This window comes from Microbacterium sp. ET2, from assembly GCF_030347395.1.
Classification (GTDB): Bacteria; Actinomycetota; Actinomycetes; order Actinomycetales; family Microbacteriaceae; genus Microbacterium; species Microbacterium albipurpureum.
In genome coordinates this window covers 17,004-33,869 of sequence record NZ_CP128170.1, presented here as the reverse complement: position 1 = coordinate 33,869, position 16,866 = coordinate 17,004, and the positions used below count along the sequence as shown (strand labels likewise).

Sequence of the window (16,866 nt, the reverse complement as noted above, 5' to 3'; positions counted from 1 at the left end):
GAGATCGGGGGCTTCGTCGTACATCGGCGCCTGCGAGACCGTCGAGGGGAGAACGGATGCCTCGGGCAGTGGTGGCCGGCGCGAGTGGCTTCATCGGTGCCGCCATGTGTGAGGCTCTCGTGGCTGACGGCTACGACGTCGTCCGTATCGGCCGGCGCGAAGCGGTCTCCTGGCATGACCCCGCTCGTATCGCCGAGGTGGTGGAAGGCGCCGACGTCGTCGTGAACTTCGCCGGTAAGAGCGTCAACTGCCGGTACACCGACCCCAATCGCGACGAGATCCTGAGCTCTCGCGTGCAGACGACCGCGGCGCTGCGCACCGCGATCGCCGCAGCGGCACGCCCGCCCCGGGTGTGGATCAACTCTTCGACCGCGACGATCTACGCCCACGCGATGGATCGGCCGCACACCGAAGACGGCAGTATCGGCGAGGGATTCTCCGTCGACGTCGCCCGGAACTGGGAGCAGGAGTTCTTCGCGGGCGATCTCCCCGGGACTCGCCGTGTGGCCCTGCGCATGGCCATCGTGCTCGGCGACGGGCCCGCGACGAAGCTGCTGCTCACCCTCGCTCGCCTCGGACTCGGCGGCCCGCAGCACGACGGCCCATGGTTCCCTCACCGCCGATATCGCGGGATCGGCAGCGACCCGTCTGGGCCTGACGTCGGGCCGCCCGTCCATCGCACGCGAGGCCGACAGAAGTTCAGCTGGATCCATCTCGACGATGTCATCCGGGCCATCCGCTTCCTCATCGATCGTGACGATCTCGAGGGTCCGGTGAATCTGTCCAGTCCGCATCCGAGCGACAACGCCGAACTCATGCGCACCCTCCGACGCACTGTCGGCATGCCGGTGGGGCTTCCGTCCTGGCGGTGGATGCTGGAGCCCGCCATGTGGCTGCTCAGGACCGAGCCCGAACTCATCCTGAAGAGCCGCTGGGTGCTCCCCGGCGTTCTCACCGACGCGGGGTTCGAGTTCTCACATCCCGACCTCGGCGAAGCCGTTAACGGGATCGTCGCGCGGGATGATCAGGCGCCGCGTACGGCGTCGTGAGCGGCCTCGGTGGCCGTCGACTGCAGTTGCATGACCGCGACCGCCTCGCGCAGTGAGGCCAACGGCGTCTCGATCTCGTCGAAGTGGTGGACGAATCCGTTCGCATCACGAGCAGTGACCGTCACGAATGCGTACCCATGCCGCGGCACTCGCACCGTCGACTTCGTGCGCTGTCTCCGCTCGCCCATCCGGCCCCCTCTCGCCCCTTCGACGCTACCGCGTTCCCCTGCTCCGGACCGGCCACGACGCGCAGGAGCCGCCTAGACTGCGGAGCGGACGGAGTTTCCGGTGGGTGACGAACGGAGCGGTGATGACGGCGGCGGAGCGATCTCTGTGGCAGCGACTCGTCCGCGCGCTTCGGCCTGAGCCGGAGACCTATGAGACCCGGCGTTCACGACCCGGCGGCAGTGACCCGGGTGTCATCCAGGCATCTCCGATCGACCAGCGCCGTGACGGAGGGTCCGGCGGAATCGGCGGCGGTTAGGACGGAGAGCGCCCGATGTTCTCGGATAACCGATGCCTGCAGATCACCGGGGCCTGCACATGACTGAGGCAACCAGCCCTCGCCGTCGACCGGCTGTGTGCGCCCTGGTCGCCATGGCTCTCACGCTGGGCGTAGCGGGGTGTGCCGAGGGCGGGGTGAGTGCGCCGACGAGCGATCCGCGCACGGTGCAGCCCGTCGCGCCCCGCGCAGAACCGTCCCCATCCGTGCCCGGAACGTCCGCTGCCACCGGCCGTTGGCGGGTTGCGGAGGGGGTCGAGACGATTGCGAGCGGACTCCGCGCGCCGTGGGCCGTGGCTGCACTGCCTGACGGTGCGCTGGCGGTATCCGAGCGCGACAGCGGCACGATCCGCATGGTCAGCGCGGGCGGGGCCGTGAGTGAGCTCGGGCGGATCGAAGGAGTGGTCTCCGGCGGCGAATCCGGCTTGCACGGTCTCGCCGTCCTCGACGATGACGAGCGGCGCTGGCTGTACGCCTATCACGGGGCGGCAGATGACAACCGGGTCGTGCGGATGCCGCTGACCGAGTCCACGGATGGCTGGCGGCTCGGCACGGCGGAGACGGTGTTCGCCGGCATTCCGAGAGCCGATACGCACAATGGCGGACGCATCGCCTTCGGCCCCGACGGCATGCTGTACGTCACGACCGGTGACGCCCAGAATGTCGAGGCCGCCCAGGACCCCGCACAGCTCGGCGGAAAGATCCTCCGCCTCACGGCGGACGGGGAACCGGCAGCAGGCAACCCGTTCGGCACGGCGGTGTATTCGCTCGGGCACCGGAACGTGCAGGGGATCACCTGGACGAGCGACGGTGCGATGTGGGCGAGCGAATTCGGGCAGAACACCTGGGATGAGTTGAATCGCATCGTCGCGGGCGGCAACTACGGCTGGCCCGAAGTCGAGGGCCGGGCCGGAGACGGGGGGTTCGTAGATCCGGTGGCGGTATGGCCCACGGCGCAGGCGAGCCCGAGCGGGATAGCGGCGGTGGGCCAGACGGTGTTCATGACGGGACTCCGCGGCGAACGTCTCTGGGCGATCGATGTATCGGGCGCCGAGGCCGAGGGCGAACCCGTCGTCGTACTCGACGGATACGGACGCCTGCGCGACGCGGTCGCGACCGGTGACGGGAGCCTCTGGGTGCTGACGAACAACACCGACGGGCGGGGGGACCCGCGGGAGGGCGACGACCTGCTGCTGCGGGTGCCGCTGGGGCCGCTCGAGTGACCGCCGAGCGGCGGCGACCCCGTCGTAGGCTGGTGGCGTGACACGTCGACGGGGAGTGCGGACAAGCCGGGTGCTGCCCGCGATCGTGTTGGGCCTCGCGCTGACCCTGGCTGGGGGCGGGTCGGCGAACGGCGACGACACCGGGGGAGGCCCCACCGTCGACTCCGCAGACGCCGCCGACGTGTCGATTCGACCGGCGCCCCCTCAGACCATGGAACGTCTTGCCACCGAACGAGTCGAAGCCATGACGCTTCGCGAAAAGGCGGCGAGCGTCGTCATGGGTCATGTGCCGGGAACCGACCCGACGGCGCTGCGCGCATATATGTCGCAGACCGGCATCGGCGGCTTCATCCTCATGGGTGCGAACATTCCCGCCGACGAGGCGTCCCTCGCACAGGTGACCGCCGCGTTGAGGGTGGATCCGGCCTTTCCGGCGTTGATCGCGGTCGATCAGGAGGGCGGCGATGTGTCACGCCTGCCGTGGGACGCATTGCCGGCGGCCCCGACTTTGAAGAACGCCCCCGTCGCCGACACCGTGGCGGCCTTCGCCGCCCGCGCTGCCCTCCTGCAGCGGGTGGGAATCGGCGTGAACTTCGGGATCGTCGCTGACGTCGCGCCGGCACCGGGGGAGTTCATCTTCCGCCGGGCGCTCGGGACGGATGCCGGTGGTGCGGCGGAGCGCGTGAGCGCGGCTGTCGCCGGCGAGGCCGGGTCTGCCCTTTCGACGATCAAACACTTTCCCGGACACGGGGCGGCTCCCGGCGATTCGCACGCGACCATCCCGGTCACGGATATGCCCAAGACGGAATGGGCCGCGTCCGACGCCCGCCCGTTCGCAGCGGGGATCGAGGCCGGGGCTCACATGCTGATGTTCGGCCATCTGTCCTACACCGCGGTCGATCCGCTGCCGGCTTCGCTGTCATCGGAGTGGCACCGGATCGCCCGAGAGGAGCTGGGCTTCGACGGGATCGCGATCACCGATGATCTCGGCATGCTCCAGGCGTCGGGGGAGCCCGCGTACCTCGACCCCGTCGCGAACGCCGTCACCGCCCTGGCCGCCGGCAACGACATGGTGCTGACGGTGGTCTCTTCGACGGCGGACACCGCCCCCGCCGTCGTCGACGGCATCGTCGCCGCTGTCGAGGCCGGTCAGCTCTCCGAGCAGCGGCTCAGCGAGGCGGCGTCACGCGTGGCCGAAGCACGACTGCTGCTGGCCGCTGAGGGCCCGGGCATGTCGCCGTGCCCTTCGTGCGAGCCGGTCTCCTGATCTCCTGTCCGTAACACGTCTCGCAGTCGAGTGCGCAGCCGTTGGGCCCTGTCGCTGAAGTCGCGCTGTCGCCCGACGTACTCCGCCTTGCCCGACGGCGTTTCGATCGCCACCGCTTCGTAACCCCAGTCGCTCAGGTCGTACGGTGAAGCGGCCATGTCGAGAGCTCGGACGTCACGCGCCAGCGCAAAGCAGTCCAGCAGCAGCTCGCCCGGCACCAGCGGGCCTGCCTTCATCGCCCACTTGTACAGATCCATCCCCGCGTGAAGGCATCCCGGTTGCTCGAACGCGCTCTGACTCGCGCGTTCGAGCGGGGTGCGATTTCGAGGAGCCGCGTCGGGGGTGAAGAAGCGGAAGGCATCGAAGTGAGTGCAACGCAGCTCGTGCGCCTCGACCACGTCGTCGGTACCCCGAGGTCCGAGGCGCAGCGCAAGCGCATGGCGCCGTTCCGGCGAGCGATAGAGCATGGCCCACTCATGCAGCCCGAAGCAGCCGAACACCGGCGCACGCTCCTGTGTGCTGCGCAGGAGGCCCTGGATCCCGCGGAGGATCCCGGCCCGGGACCGTCGGAAGCCGACGTCGTCCACCCGGAGCGAACCCGGGTGCGTTCCAGGCTCATACCAACGCCAGCCTGCGCGGGGCTCGCTCGCGGCTCCGGTGAGCTCGACTCCTGCACCGGGGTGCCATCGCGACAAGAGCGCGGGCTTGTAGGAGTAGTAGGTGAACAGGAAGTCCTCGACCGGATGCTTCTCACCACGCCGCGCGCGCTCCCGGTGGGCCGCCGTCAGGCTGTCCGCCCGCTCTCGGTGGCTGCGCTCGCGGGTGGTCCACTCCGCCCGCTCAAGACGCATCGCCGGTCGAGGCCGTGTCGCCGGCGGGTTCGATGAGGTGAGGGCCGTTGTTCCGGACGTTCCCCACCGCGCGGTCGACCACGTGATCGTCCAGCGTCTCAGCGACGGCGGGAGCGGCGTCGATCGCCGCGTCCAGCACGTCGCGGACGTTCTCGGTCGTCGGGTCCAGCCAGGCGTCGGCGTGGTCGGGATCCATGAAGAGGGGCATCCGGTCGTGAATCGATCCGAGCCTCCCGATCGAATCCCTCGTCAGGATCGTGAAGCTCAGCAACCAGCGTTCCGGATCGTCGTCCTGTTTCGACGGATCCTTCCACCACTCGTAGAGCCCGCCGAAGAAGAGCGGCTCACCGCCTGCGGGATGGATGTAGTGGGGGATCTTGGCTCCGTCCGCCTGCTTCCACTCGTAGTAGCCGGTCGCCGGAATGATGGCGCGGCGCTTGGCGAGCGCCTGGCGGAACATCGGCTTGTCCTCGAGCTCCTCGGAACGGGCGTTGAACGCGCGCGCGCCCACCTTGACGTCCTTCGCCCACCCCGGCACGAGACCCCAGCGCGCCGGCTCGAGGCGGCGCGTGGGGGGTTCGGTCTTCGCGGAGTCGAGGACGATCGCTACGGTCGAGGTCGGTGCGATGTTGTACGACGGCGCGGGCAGGTCGTCGCTCTCGACATCCACGCGGAGCACGCCGACCAGCTCGGAGCCGACGTTTGCCACCACGAAGCGTCCGCACATGCGATCAGCCTACGACCGACCTCCGACGCGACGGACAGCAGTCATCACGAGACGACCACGCCGACCGCCTGCAGCCTGTCCAGCAGCTCCGCGCCGTCTCGGCCGGTGACCCAGGGCACTGCCGCCGCCGAGTGGTCGTCCACCGCGGTGCGCCCACCGGCCAGGACCGCTTCGGCGGGGGAGAGGCGTCGGATGGCGACGGCGATCACGTTGTCGGGGTTCTCGCTGGTGAACGTGGTGTAGATCTCGTCGTCGTGCTGACCGTCATCGCCGATGAGGAGCCACTTGACGTCGGGGAACTCACGACCCAGGCGTCGGAGGTTCTCGAGTTTGTGATCCTTGCCGCTTCGGAACCACCGGTCGTGCGTGGGCCCCCAGTCGGTGAGGAGTATCGCACCCGCGGGGTAGACATGCCGGCGGAGGAAGCGCATGAGCGTCGGGGCGATGTTCCAGGCTCCGGTGGACAGGTAGACGAACGGTGAGCCGGGGTTGTCGCGCACCAGTCGTTCGGCGAGCACCGCCATCCCGGGGACGGGCTGGCGGGCGTGCTCATCCACCACGAAGGAGTTCCACGCCGCGAGCAGCGGGCGGGGGAGGGCGGTCACCATGACGGTGTCATCGACATCGGAGATCACGCCGAAGCGCACGTCGGGAGCGACGATGAACAGACGCGTCTCAACCGGCTCCCCGCCCTCGACCGACATCGTCACCGTCTGCCATCCGGGTTCCAGGGCCGCGGGGAGGACCGTGTCGATCACACCGCCGCGATCGGCGACGACCTCGTGCTCGGTGCCCGAGATCGTCACCCGCACCTGCGCGTAGCCCACCGGAACCGAGGCGAAGCTCCGCCAGCCCCTCACGCCGGCGTACTCGCCGGATTCGGTCGTGCGAGCGGGAGGGACGATCAGTACGCGGCCGAGCACCCGCACCCAGTCGACTCCCCCGTAGCCGGGGAACGGCGCCACGGTGGGTCGCTGACCACGGCGGCGGGCGCGTCGTTCCCGCCACGCGTGGAAACGGTACTCCAGGCGAGCGAGCCACAACACATGCGCACCGGGCGACGGAGTGGTCTCAGACATCACCTCAGTCTTTCACGGTGTCGACCTCACCCGTCGACTCCGGAACCGGATCGGGTTCGAAGTGCCGGCGCTCGACGCGTTCGATGATCTTCTTCGCGACGAAGATCAGCACGAGGAACACGACGATGGCACCGACGAACAGGTACCCCGCGAAGTGCAGTCGATCGGCCAGCTCCCGGTACGTCCCCGCCGCCGCTGACGCCACGCTGACGTACAGGGCCGCCCACAGGATGCACGCGGGCGCCGTCCAGGCGAGGAAGCGACGGTAGGCGAACCCGCTCATCCCGACCGTGAGCGGAACGAGCGAGTGCAGGACGGGCAGGAAGCGGGAGAGGAAGATCGCCGGCCCGCCACGACGCTGCAGATAGCGCTCGGACCGAGCCCACTTGTCTTCACCGATCCACCGACCCAGCCGCGAGCGTCGGATCCAGGGCCCGAGGAATCGCCCGAGGAAGAACCCGACCGTCTCGCCGGCGAGGGCGCCCACGACGACGACGATGGCCAGGATCACGCCCTCCCAGGGGGATGAGACGGCGGTGGCCGCGACGATCACGATCGTGTCGCCCGGAACGACCAGACCGATCAGGACGCTCGTCTCGAGCATGATGGCGATCCCCGCCAGCACCGTCCGCAGGGCGGGGTCCACGCCCTGGACGGCGTCGAGGATCCCGGAGAGGATCTCGTTCACGGCTCGAGCCTACGGGTCCGGCGTGTCCTCTAGCCTGAGAACATGTCGGTGCACCCCATCGCCGTCGAGCTCGACGCGTGGATCGATCCGAGCCTGGCTTTCGCCCAGTGGGCGGGGCGACACGATCACTGCTTCTGGCTCGACGGCGAGGCCACCGAGTCCGGCGGCTGGAGCTGGGTCGGGGTCGGCACCCCCGCCGATCCCGAGATCGTCACGGCAACGCCGATCGGCGCGCGCACGGCGTCCCCGGACACATGGCCCGCCGGCCGGTTCCGGGGCGGTTGGGTCGGGTGGCTCGGTTACGAGATGGGCGCCGCTGCCGCGGGGGCGCCGGTGCACCCGGATGCCGCCGAGGCGCCGTCAGCGCTGTGGCTGCGCGCGTCGCAGTGGTACGCCTTCGACCATGCGCAGCGACGTGCGTTCTTCGTGGAGCATGACGACACCGGGAGTCGGCCTGACACGTTCGGCCCGCCTCTTTCCGCGGAGGAAGCCCACCCCAGGCCTTCGTCGCGGCCTGCGTCGGCGGTCGCACGCCACAACGCGGACGAGTACGCCGCCCTCATAGAGCGATGCCGCGCGCACATCCGGGAGGGCGACGCCTACCAGCTCTGCCTGACCACTCGATTCACCGTCGCCGGCCCGCCCGTCGACCCGCTCGCGGTCTACCTGCGACTGCGCGCCGGATCGCCGGCCCCGTTCGGCGCGCTCATCCGCTCAGGCGATGTCGCGCTCCTCAGCGCCAGTCCCGAACGCTTCCTCGACGTCGACGGGTCGCGAGTGCGGACGAGCCCCATCAAGGGCACGCGTGGTCGGTCGCCGCGCCCGGCCGAGGACGCCGCGCTGGCGGCGGAACTCCTCGGCGACGAGAAGGAGCGCGCAGAGAACCTCATGATCGTCGATCTCATGCGCAACGATCTCTCGCGAGTGTGCGAACCCGGGTCCATCGCCGTCGAGGAGTTGTTCGCCGTCCACTCCTACCGCCAGGTCCACCAGCTGGTCAGTACGGTGTCGGGGACGCTTCGTCCCGGCATCCGGGTCTCGGATCTCCTTGCGGCGACCTTCCCGGCCGGAAGCATGACGGGTGCGCCCAAGCTGTCGGCGATGACGATTCTGCACCGACTGGAGGGTGCGCCGCGCGGGGTCTTCTCCGGGTGCCTCGGGTGGATCGGCGACGACGGAGGCCTGGACCTCGCGATGATCATCCGATCGATCGTGGCGCATCCGGACGGTGCGTACGTCGGAGCCGGCGGTGGCATCACCTGGAGGTCGGTGCCGGCGGCGGAGGTCGCCGAAGTGGCGCTCAAGGCCCGCGGCCCCCTCGCGGCGCTCGGCGCCGCCCTGCCCGAGGGCTGGTGACCACACCCGTCCCCGCCTGACCCCGTGGCTCGGCTACCCTGGGAATCTCGCGCTCCGCGCGCTCGATGTCCCGTTCGAGCACCACGATTGGCATCTCTCCGTGAGTCAGACTCCCCCCAGCGACACCACCGCGCCCACCGACGGCAGCGGCTACGACCCCTACGCCATCCAGCAGAAGTGGCAGCAGCGGTGGGAGTCGGCTGATCCGTTCCGCGCCGGCGACGAGGGCGACACCCGCCCCCGGAAGTACGTGCTCGGCATGTTCCCCTATCCCTCGGGCGACCTCCACATGGGGCACGCCGAGAGCTACGCCTACGTCGACATCGTCGCGCGATTCTGGCGTCACCGCGGGTACAACGTGCTGAACCCGATCGGATGGGACTCCTTCGGCCTCCCCGCCGAGAATGCCGCCATCCAGCGTGGCGCCGACCCGCGGGAGTGGACCTACACCAATATCGCGCAGCACAAGAAGAGCTTCCGCGAGTACGGCTCGTCCTACGACTGGAGCCGCATCCTCCACACCAGCGATCCGGAGTACTACCACTGGAACCAGTGGCTGTTCCAGCAGCTGTACGCGCGCGACCTCGCATATCGCAAGGAGAGCCCGGTCAACTGGTGCCCGAACGATCAGACCGTGCTCGCCAACGAGCAGGTCGTCGACGGGCACTGCGAACGGTGCGGCGCAGAGGTGATCAAGAAGAAGCTCACGCAGTGGTACTTCAAGATCACCACCTATGCCGATCGGCTCCTCGACGACCTCAACCAGCTCGAGGGGTTCTGGCCGCAGAAGGTCATCCGCATGCAGCGGAACTGGATCGGCCGCTCCGTGGGCGCAGACATCGATTTCGAGATCGAGGGTCGTACCGAGAAGGTCACCGTGTTCTCCACGCGTCCCGACACCCTGCACGGGGCGACGTTCATGGTCGTCGCGCCCGACAGCGACCTCGCTGCCGAGCTTGCTGCGGGCGCGTCCGCCGAGGTGCGGATGCGCTTCCAGGACTACGTCGACTCGGTCGCGCGCGAGAGCGAGATCGAGCGTCAGAACACCGAGCGCCCGAAGACGGGGGTGTTCCTGGAGCGATACGCGATCAACCCGATCAACGGCGAGCGACTCCCCATCTGGGCCGCGGATTACGTGCTGGCCGACTACGGTCACGGCGCGGTGATGGCCGTTCCCGCCCACGATCAGCGCGACCTCGACTTCGCCCGCGCCTTCGACCTGCCGATCAAGGTCGTCGTCGACACCACCGCGCCCATCACCGGTGCGATCCCGGTCATCGAGTTCGCGGACGACGGCGAGCCGATCATGCCGGAGGAGACGGGTCCGAGTCTGGCCGACATCGACCCGGCACGTACGGGCATCGCGCTCACGGGCGAGGGTCGGATGATCCACTCCGGGAGTTTGGACGGTCTGTCCAAGCGCACCGCCATCGCGCGCATCATCGAGGAGCTCGAGGCCGCGGGCACCGGACGAGCGGCGAAGTCCTACCGACTGCGCGACTGGCTGATCTCGCGCCAGCGCTTCTGGGGAACGCCCATCCCCATGATCCACACCGACGACGGACGCATCGTGCCGGTGCCCGAATCCGACCTGCCCCTGCGGCTGCCGGAGGCTCAGGGGCTCGACCTCGCACCGCGAGGCACCTCCCCGCTGGGCGGCGCGGAGCAGTGGATCCGCACCACCGATCCCGAGACCGGGCGTCCTGCGCGCCGCGACCCCGACACGATGGACACCTTCGTGGACAGTTCGTGGTACTTCCTCCGGTTCCTGTCACCGAACGACGCCACGCAGGCCTTCGCACCGAAGCAGGCTGATCGCTGGGCTCCGGTGGACGCGTACATCGGCGGTGTGGAGCACGCCATCCTCCACCTCCTGTACGCGCGTTTCATCACGAAGGTGCTGTTCGACATGGGCTTGGTCGACTTCACCGAGCCGTTCACCAGCCTGGTGAACCAGGGGATGGTGCTCCTCGGCGGATCGAAGATGTCCAAGAGCAAGGGCAACCTCGTGGAGTTCGCCGCGAGCATGCGCGACCCCGGCGCGGATGCCGTCCGCGTCGCCATCGCCTTCAGTGGTCCCGCCGAGGATGACATCAACTGGGAGGACGTGTCGACGACGGGTGCCCAGAAATTCCTCGCGCGCGCGTGGCGCGTGGCCAAAGACGTCAGCAGTGAGCCGGACGTGGTGTGGGCGGAGGGGGATGTCGCGCTCCGTCGCGTCACGCACCGCCTGCTCGCCGACGCGCCGGGCCTGATCGAGCACACCAAGTTCAACGTGGCCGTTGCACGTCTGATGGAGCTCGTCAACGCCACGCGCAAGGTGATCGATTCCGGAGCCGGGCCGGCTGACCCCGCCGTGCGTGAGGCCGCGGAGGCGACGGCCATGATCCTCGATCTTTTCGCTCCCCACACCGCCGAGGAGATGTGGGAGATGCTCGGGTACGCCCCGTTCGTGGGGCTCGTGCCGTGGCGGCATCCCGATCCGACGCTTCTCGTCGATGAGACGGTGACCGCCGTCGTGCAGATCGACGGCAAGGTGCGGGCGACGCTGGAGGTTTCGGCTCGCATCGATTCCGCTGCGCTCGAGGCGCAGGCGCGCGCCGACGAGAAGGTGCAGCGTGCGCTGGCCGGGCGGGAGATCACCCGTGCGATCGTGCGTCCGCCGAAGGTCGTGAGCTTCAGCACCCACTGAGGCGCCCGCCACCTTTCCTGCACACCGACGCGCGGCCACGATCCCTCCACGGATCGTGGCCGATGGCGTTCGCCACGGCGGGGCCGCGCCTAGCGTGTGACCGTGACGGCAGACGGCGAGGAGGGTCGCCACACCGCCCGGAGAGTCGGCCTCGGCGCGGCGGTCGTGGTGGTCTTGGCCGCCGTGGCGCTCACCGTCGGAATCGGCGTCCTGCGCAGTGCCCTCGGCCCCGTGGAGGACGTGCCTCTGCCGTCGGGGACCGTCGGAGTGTCGACGGGGGAGGAAGGGACGGAGTCGGTCCCCCCGGCACCCTCCGCCGACCTCGTCGTGCACGTCGCCGGAGCGGTTGCGACGCCCGGAGTGTACGTTCTTCCCGACCGGGCCCGGGTTCTCGACGCCGTGGCAGCCGCGGGCGGATTCACCGAGACCGCCGAGCCCCGATCGGTGAACCTCGCCCGGCTCCTCGCGGACGGCGAGCAGCTGGTCGTCGCCGAGATCGGCGACGTCACACTCGAACAGCCGCCCGGTACGGCCGCCGGCGGTGCGCCCGACACCACCGGGGGCAAGGTCAACCTCAACACCGCCGACGAGGCGGCGCTGGACACCCTTCCGCGCATCGGACCGGCACTGGCTGAGCGCATCATCGCGTGGCGGGAGTCCAACGGCCCTTTCACCAGCGTCGACGACCTCCTCGCCGTCTCCGGATTCGGGGAGAAGATGGTCGAGTCGCTTCGCGATCTGGTCGTCTGGTGAGTGCGTCGTCCGCGAGGGAGGCGATCAGACGATCACGGATGCCGGCGGCCGCCGTCATCGCGTGGATCGCCGCCGCGGTCGCGACCCTCCATCCGCAGGCGTCCGCGGCGGTCGCTGGGGCGACCTGGACGGCGGCAGCCCTTCTCCTCGTGACAGTCGTCGCGGCGCGTGCTTCCTCCAGAGGCCGCGTCTCGCTCCGGCGGACAACGGGCCTGTGGTTCACCGCGGTGGTGCTCGGGATGGTGACGGCAGGCGTCGCCTCGACCAGCGCCGCCCTGTCCGCCCCGTCCGTGCGGGACGCGCAGGAACGCGTTCCGGCGGGACGGAGCGTGGAGGCGGAGATCCTCGTCACCGGCAAGGTAGAGCGACACGGAGCCTCGGAATGGGCTTTCGATGCCGTCGCGCTTTCCCTCGCGACAGATGAGCCCGCCGCGGCCGGCGTGGCGACGGTCGCGGTGAGCGTCGTGATCGCCGATGCCGACCGCAGGGTCGTCCCGGAGCTCGACGTCGGCGCCCGAGTCCGTGTCTCTGCCGTCGCCGTTCAGCCCTATTCCGGCGGCCGCGCCGCGCTCGTCCTCCGAGCCGGCGAGGAACCGGAGCTGATCCGGCCCCCGACCGGCATCCTCGCCGTGGCCTCGGATCTGCGCAGCGGACTCGTCGCCGCCGTCAGCGGACTTCCCGACCCAGGACGCACGCTGATCCCGGGGCTCGCTGTCGGAGACACGCGCCTGGTCACGGCGGACCTCGAGACGGCGATGATCGCATCGTCGCTGTCGCACCTCACCGCGGTGTCGGGAGCCAACTGCGCACTCGTCGTCGGCGTGGCGTACGTTCTCGCAGCCGCCCTGGGCCTGCGACGCGGGGCGCGGACGATGGTGTCTCTCGTGGCCCTCGGCGGCTTCGTCGTCCTCGTCACACCGGAACCGAGCGTGGTGCGAGCCGGCGTCATGGCGGCGGTGGCGATGCTCGCCGTGCTCCTGGGTCGCTCGGGCATCGGGTTGGCCGTGCTGAGCCTGGCGGTGATGGTGCTCCTCGCCGTCGACCCTTGGCTGTCCACCTCGCTCGGGTTCGCTCTGTCAGTGGTGGCCACCGGCTCGCTCCTCGTTCTCGCCCCGCCGCTGGCGGCGGGGCTCGCACGCCTCCTCCCGGCGCCCGTCGCCCTCATCCTGTCTGTACCCATCGCCGCGCAGCTCGCCTGTGGTCCGCTCCTCGTCCTCATCCAGCCGACGGTTCCGCTCTACGGTGTCATCGCCAATGTCCTCGCCGCTCCGGCGGCACCCGTGGCGACGATCGTCGGACTTCTGGCGTGTCTGTCCCCGGTGGTCCCGCTCCTGCAGTCGGGTTTGGCTGTGCTCGCCTGGTTCCCCGCCGCGTGGATCGCCGCCGTCGCCGAAACCGCATCCGCGCTCCCGGGGGCCGAGTCCCCGTGGGTCGGTGGCATCGGAGGTCTGTTGACGTTGGCTGCAGCCGGCGCGGCGCTGTGGGTCCTCGTGGCGGTCCGCCCGCGTCGGCGGGGAGTTGTCGGCGTCCTCCGCCTGACCTCCGGCCTCGTTCTCGCCCTGACCCTCGGGATCGTCTCGGGAACAACCGCCCTGCGCACCCTCGCAGGCCCCCTCACCCTGCCTGGGGCGTGGAGCGTCATCGCCTGCGACATCGGTCAGGGCGACGCGGTGCTCATCCGCTCCGCCGGCGAAGTGGCCCTCGTCGACACCGGGCCCGACCCCGTCGGGCTGAGCGCATGTCTCGACCGAGTCGGCGTCGACAGGATCGATCTCCTCGTGCTCACGCACTTCGACATCGACCACGTCGGCGGCGTCGACGCCGTGATCGGGCGTGTGGAAACCGTCATCCACGGTCCTCTCGACGGTGGGTCGGCCGCACGTGTGCTGTCCGTGCTCGACTCCGGCGGCGCCGTCGTCCGAGAGGTCCATCAGGGCACCTCGGGCAGACTCGGCGACGCGGCATGGCGCACGCTCTGGCCCCGCGAGGACTCGCCCGCCTTCCCTCCGGGCAACGACGCGAGTGTGGTGCTCGACATCCATGGCGCCGGGACTCCCCGTGTCCTGCTCCTCGGCGATCTCTCGGCGGCGCCGCAGCGGGCCTTGGTCGCGGACGGCGTGCTGGCCGACTCCTACGATCTGGTGAAGGTCGCCCACCACGGCAGCGCCGATCAGCATGTTCCGCTCTACGACGACGTCGATGCAGCTGCGGCACTCATCACCGTGGGGCGTGAGAATCGTCATGGGCACCCTCGTGAGGACATCCTCCGTGCACTCGCCGCGACGGGAACGGCGATCGCACGGACGGACGAGGACGGCCTGGTCGCCCTCTGGCTCGACGACGGTCGGTTGAGGATCTTCCGCGACACCGGACGCGCGGCCGCGACGGGCGCTGTCGGCGGCGATCGCTAGGCTGGACCGCATGCCGGCCCGCTCCTCGTCTCGCTCGGCTGCCCGCGCGTCGACGTCGCGCAGCGCCATCCCGCAGCTGTCCTGGCGCGATCCGCAACCCGCACCGATCGTCCTCGTGTCGGGCCCGGAAGAGGTCTGCGCCGAGCGGGCGATCGCCGGGCTCCGCGATTATCTGCGCGCGGAGGACGCGAGTCTCGAAGTGTCGGATATCCGGGCGGACGACTACGCGGCGGGGTCTCTGCTCGCGCTGACGTCGCCGTCCCTGTTCGGTGAGCCGCGTTTCGTGCGCGTCCTCGGCGTGGAGAAGTGCTCCGACGCGTTCCTCACGGAGGCCCTGAGCTATCTCTCGCACCCACAGGACGGGGCGACCGTCCTTCTGCGCCACACCGGCGCGAGCGTCCGTGGCAAGAAGCTGCTGGACGCCATCCGGGCGGGCCAGGGCGGCGGCATCGAGATCGCCTGTCCCGCGCTCAAGCGGGAGTCGGATCGGTTCGACTTCGCCGCCGCCGAGTTCACGCAGGCGCGCAAGCGGATCGCCCCCGGCGCGCTGCGTGCCCTGGTGTCCGCGTTCGCCGACGATCTCACCGAGCTGGCAGCGGCTTGCCAGCAGCTCATCTCCGATGTCGCGGACGACATCACCGAACAGACCGTCGCGCGCTACTACGGCGGACGTGTCGAGACCTCGGCCTTCACCGTCGCCGACACCGCCATCGCCGGTCGCTACGGCGAGGCACTCATCGCCCTGCGCCACGCCCTCGCCTCGGGAGCCGATCCGGTGCCCCTCGTCGCCGCGATCGCGTCGAAGTTGCGCACCATGGCGCGCGTCGCCGGGCACCGCGAGGGATCGTCGGCACTGGCGGCCCGACTCGGACTGAAAGACTGGCAGGTCGACCGAGCGCGGCGCGACCTGTCGGGGTGGTCTGAGTCCACACTGGGCATGGCGATACAGGCGGCAGCTCGAGCGGACGCAGAGGTCAAGGGCGGCTCACGTGACCCCGTCTTCGCCCTCGAGCGACTGGTCACCGTGATCGCCACTCGCGAGCCGTTCGCCGGGCCGCCCCGCTGAGGCCCGCGGCGACGATCACGCGGCATCGTCACCGGAACGCGAACGGCCCGCCTCCGAGGAGACGGGCCGTTCGATGTCTACGACGTCAGATCGACGCGACCTGCTTCGCGATCGCCGACTTGCGGTTCGCGGCCTGGTTCTGGTGGATGACACCCTTGCTGACGGCCTTGTCGAGCTTCTTGGTCGCCTTGGCCAGCGCCTTCTCGGCGGTCGCCTTGTCGCCGGCGGCGACGGCCTCACGCGTGCGGCGGATCTCGGTCCGAAGCTCGCTCTTCACGGCCTTGTTGCGCTCGCGCGCCTTCTCGTTGGTCTTGTTGCGCTTGATCTGCGACTTGATGTTCGCCACGTGTCGACGTTCTTTCGTTCGGAGGTTGGATGAGATGCCCGGCAACGGGAGAGGGCCGTCGCGAGGCGGTCGTGAGGGCGGACCCACACGCAAGCCAAACACGGAGTCTACCAGGTCAGGTGCGGGCTCGGTGTCCACCGTCCCGCTCGAGCGTGGCGATGGCCACTCCCAGGAGGGCATTGAACACGCGCGGACGCATGGCGGTGACGAGGTGGCTGGTCCGCGGTACGACGATGAGTTCGGCGTGCGGCGCAACGCGCATGAAGAGCCGCTCGTTGACACGCAGCTGGTCGTACTGGCCGTTGATGAACCACAGCGGCACCTCGATGCGGCCGAGGGCCGTCAGAAGATCGAGGACCGACAGGCTTCGCAGCGCCACGTCCTGGGCATCGAAGGCATAGCCGCCCGCACCGAAGTCGGGTCGGGTCTCGTGGGGGAGGGTGCGGTCCAGAACGTAGTTCGTCAGCCACATGCCGCGGTCTGGGAGGGAGTCGAAGCGTCGGGCGAGGAAGCGGTACGTGGCCAGGCCCACGCCCCGTGGGATCGCGGTGCAGGATGCGGCGACGAAACCCGAGACCGGCGGAGGGTCGTCCTGCCCGGCGTACTCGATGCCGACGAGGCCGCCCATCGAGTGCGCGACGAGAAGCACGGGCCCGTGTGCGGCCGCCTCACGGACGGCGCGGTCGATGGTCTCGAACGCGCCGTCGAGCGTGAACATCTCGCCGCGACGTGTTCCGTGTCCGGGGAGGTCGACCGCGGTCACGCTCACATTCCGGGACCGGAGGTACTCCACCTGTGCACGCCACATGGTGGCCGACGTACGGATGCCGTGGACGAGCACGACCTGAACCCCCAT

At 69.7% G+C, this 16,866-nt stretch carries 15 protein-coding genes; 8 read left to right on the top strand and 7 right to left on the bottom strand.

The features are described 5' to 3' along the window. Positions 1 to 56: 56 nt before the first annotated feature. A complete protein-coding gene (locus QSU92_RS00140; RefSeq protein WP_289263955.1) occupies positions 57 to 1,049 on the top strand; it encodes an epimerase in 993 nt (330 codons plus the stop codon). Here QSU92_RS00140 and QSU92_RS00135 read toward each other — a convergent pair. Beyond that, positions 1,025 to 1,174 carry a hypothetical protein gene (locus tag QSU92_RS00135; protein ID WP_289263953.1) on the bottom strand — a complete coding sequence of 50 codons (150 nt, stop codon included), beginning with the start codon at positions 1,172 to 1,174 and terminating at the stop codon, positions 1,025 to 1,027. The genes QSU92_RS00140 and QSU92_RS00135 overlap by 25 nt on opposite strands. A 670-nt stretch (positions 1,175 to 1,844) precedes the next feature. On the opposite strand from QSU92_RS00135, the gene QSU92_RS00130 reads away from it, so the two are divergent. Together QSU92_RS00130 and QSU92_RS00125 are read left to right on the top strand one after the other, a co-directional pair. Further along, positions 1,845 to 2,774: a PQQ-dependent sugar dehydrogenase gene (locus QSU92_RS00130; protein WP_289263951.1), complete on the top strand. Its 930-nt coding sequence runs from the start codon at positions 1,845 to 1,847 to the stop codon at positions 2,772 to 2,774. Between the two features lie 37 nt (positions 2,775 to 2,811). Then, on the top strand, positions 2,812 to 4,041 hold the full coding sequence (locus QSU92_RS00125; protein WP_289263948.1) for a glycoside hydrolase family 3 N-terminal domain-containing protein: 1,230 nt from the start codon (positions 2,812 to 2,814) through the stop codon (positions 4,039 to 4,041). Here the strand turns inward: QSU92_RS00125 and QSU92_RS00120 are convergent. Genes QSU92_RS00120 through QSU92_RS00105 form a run of 4 tightly spaced genes read right to left on the bottom strand, consistent with a single transcriptional unit; the run spans position 3,924 to position 7,386 of the window. Next, positions 3,924 to 4,892: a 3-methyladenine DNA glycosylase gene (locus QSU92_RS00120; RefSeq protein WP_289263947.1), complete on the bottom strand. Its 969-nt coding sequence runs from the start codon at positions 4,890 to 4,892 to the stop codon at positions 3,924 to 3,926. The two genes, QSU92_RS00125 and QSU92_RS00120, sit on opposite strands and share 118 nt — an antisense overlap. Then, positions 4,882 to 5,619, bottom strand: coding sequence for an SOS response-associated peptidase (locus QSU92_RS00115; protein ID WP_289263945.1), 738 nt, complete (start codon positions 5,617 to 5,619; stop codon positions 4,882 to 4,884). The genes QSU92_RS00120 and QSU92_RS00115 overlap by 11 nt, the downstream gene beginning before the upstream one ends. A 44-nt stretch (positions 5,620 to 5,663) precedes the next feature. Then, on the bottom strand, positions 5,664 to 6,698 hold the full coding sequence (locus QSU92_RS00110; protein ID WP_289263944.1) for an App1 family protein: 1,035 nt from the start codon (positions 6,696 to 6,698) through the stop codon (positions 5,664 to 5,666). Between the two features lie 4 nt (positions 6,699 to 6,702). Then, positions 6,703 to 7,386 (bottom strand): DedA family protein, encoded by a 684-nt coding sequence (locus tag QSU92_RS00105; protein WP_289263941.1) that lies wholly within the window; start codon positions 7,384 to 7,386, stop codon positions 6,703 to 6,705. A gap of 42 nt (positions 7,387 to 7,428) precedes the next feature. Here QSU92_RS00105 and pabB point away from each other — a divergent pair, with 42 nt between their 5' ends. From pabB to holA, 5 genes are all read left to right on the top strand, one after another. Then, positions 7,429 to 8,742 (top strand): aminodeoxychorismate synthase component I, encoded by a 1,314-nt coding sequence (gene pabB, locus QSU92_RS00100; protein WP_289263940.1) that lies wholly within the window; start codon positions 7,429 to 7,431, stop codon positions 8,740 to 8,742. 100 nt (positions 8,743 to 8,842) lie between these two features. Beyond that, complete coding sequence (gene leuS / locus QSU92_RS00095; RefSeq protein ID WP_289263938.1) at positions 8,843 to 11,434, top strand: leucine--tRNA ligase; 2,592 nt, start codon at positions 8,843 to 8,845, stop codon at positions 11,432 to 11,434. Between the two features lie 102 nt (positions 11,435 to 11,536). Continuing rightward, positions 11,537 to 12,187 carry a ComEA family DNA-binding protein gene (locus QSU92_RS00090; RefSeq protein ID WP_289263935.1) on the top strand — a complete coding sequence of 217 codons (651 nt, stop codon included), beginning with the start codon at positions 11,537 to 11,539 and terminating at the stop codon, positions 12,185 to 12,187. A gap of 38 nt (positions 12,188 to 12,225) precedes the next feature. Then, positions 12,226 to 14,598: a ComEC/Rec2 family competence protein gene (locus QSU92_RS00085; RefSeq protein ID WP_289263933.1), complete on the top strand. Its 2,373-nt coding sequence runs from the start codon at positions 12,226 to 12,228 to the stop codon at positions 14,596 to 14,598. A 10-nt stretch (positions 14,599 to 14,608) separates the two neighbouring features. Further along, positions 14,609 to 15,664, top strand: a complete 1,056-nt coding sequence (gene holA / locus QSU92_RS00080) for a DNA polymerase III subunit delta (RefSeq protein ID WP_289263932.1) — start codon at positions 14,609 to 14,611, stop codon at positions 15,662 to 15,664. An 85-nt stretch (positions 15,665 to 15,749) separates the two neighbouring features. On the opposite strand, the gene rpsT is transcribed toward holA, so the two are convergent. Together rpsT and QSU92_RS00070 are read right to left on the bottom strand one after the other, a co-directional pair. After that, entirely contained in the window at positions 15,750 to 16,010 is a 261-nt protein-coding gene (rpsT, locus tag QSU92_RS00075) for a 30S ribosomal protein S20 (protein WP_289263929.1), read from the bottom strand. A 115-nt stretch (positions 16,011 to 16,125) separates the two neighbouring features. Then, positions 16,126 to 16,866: an alpha/beta fold hydrolase gene (locus tag QSU92_RS00070; RefSeq protein ID WP_289263927.1), complete on the bottom strand. Its 741-nt coding sequence runs from the start codon at positions 16,864 to 16,866 to the stop codon at positions 16,126 to 16,128.

Coding starts and splice junctions, on each gene's coding strand:
- QSU92_RS00140 (WP_289263955.1), top strand. CDS start 57: ATGCCTCGGGCAGTGGTGGCCGGCGCGAGTGGCTTCATCGGTGCCGCC.
- QSU92_RS00120 (WP_289263947.1), bottom strand. CDS start 4,892: ATGCGTCTTGAGCGGGCGGAGTGGACCACCCGCGAGCGCAGCCACCGA.
- QSU92_RS00115 (WP_289263945.1), bottom strand. CDS start 5,619: ATGTGCGGACGCTTCGTGGTGGCAAACGTCGGCTCCGAGCTGGTCGGC.
- QSU92_RS00110 (WP_289263944.1), bottom strand. CDS start 6,698: ATGTCTGAGACCACTCCGTCGCCCGGTGCGCATGTGTTGTGGCTCGCT.
- pabB (WP_289263940.1), top strand. CDS start 7,429: ATGTCGGTGCACCCCATCGCCGTCGAGCTCGACGCGTGGATCGATCCG.
- QSU92_RS00085 (WP_289263933.1), top strand. CDS start 12,226: ATGCCGGCGGCCGCCGTCATCGCGTGGATCGCCGCCGCGGTCGCGACC.
- holA (WP_289263932.1), top strand. CDS start 14,609: ATGCCGGCCCGCTCCTCGTCTCGCTCGGCTGCCCGCGCGTCGACGTCG.
- QSU92_RS00070 (WP_289263927.1), bottom strand. CDS start 16,866: ATGGGGGTTCAGGTCGTGCTCGTCCACGGCATCCGTACGTCGGCCACC.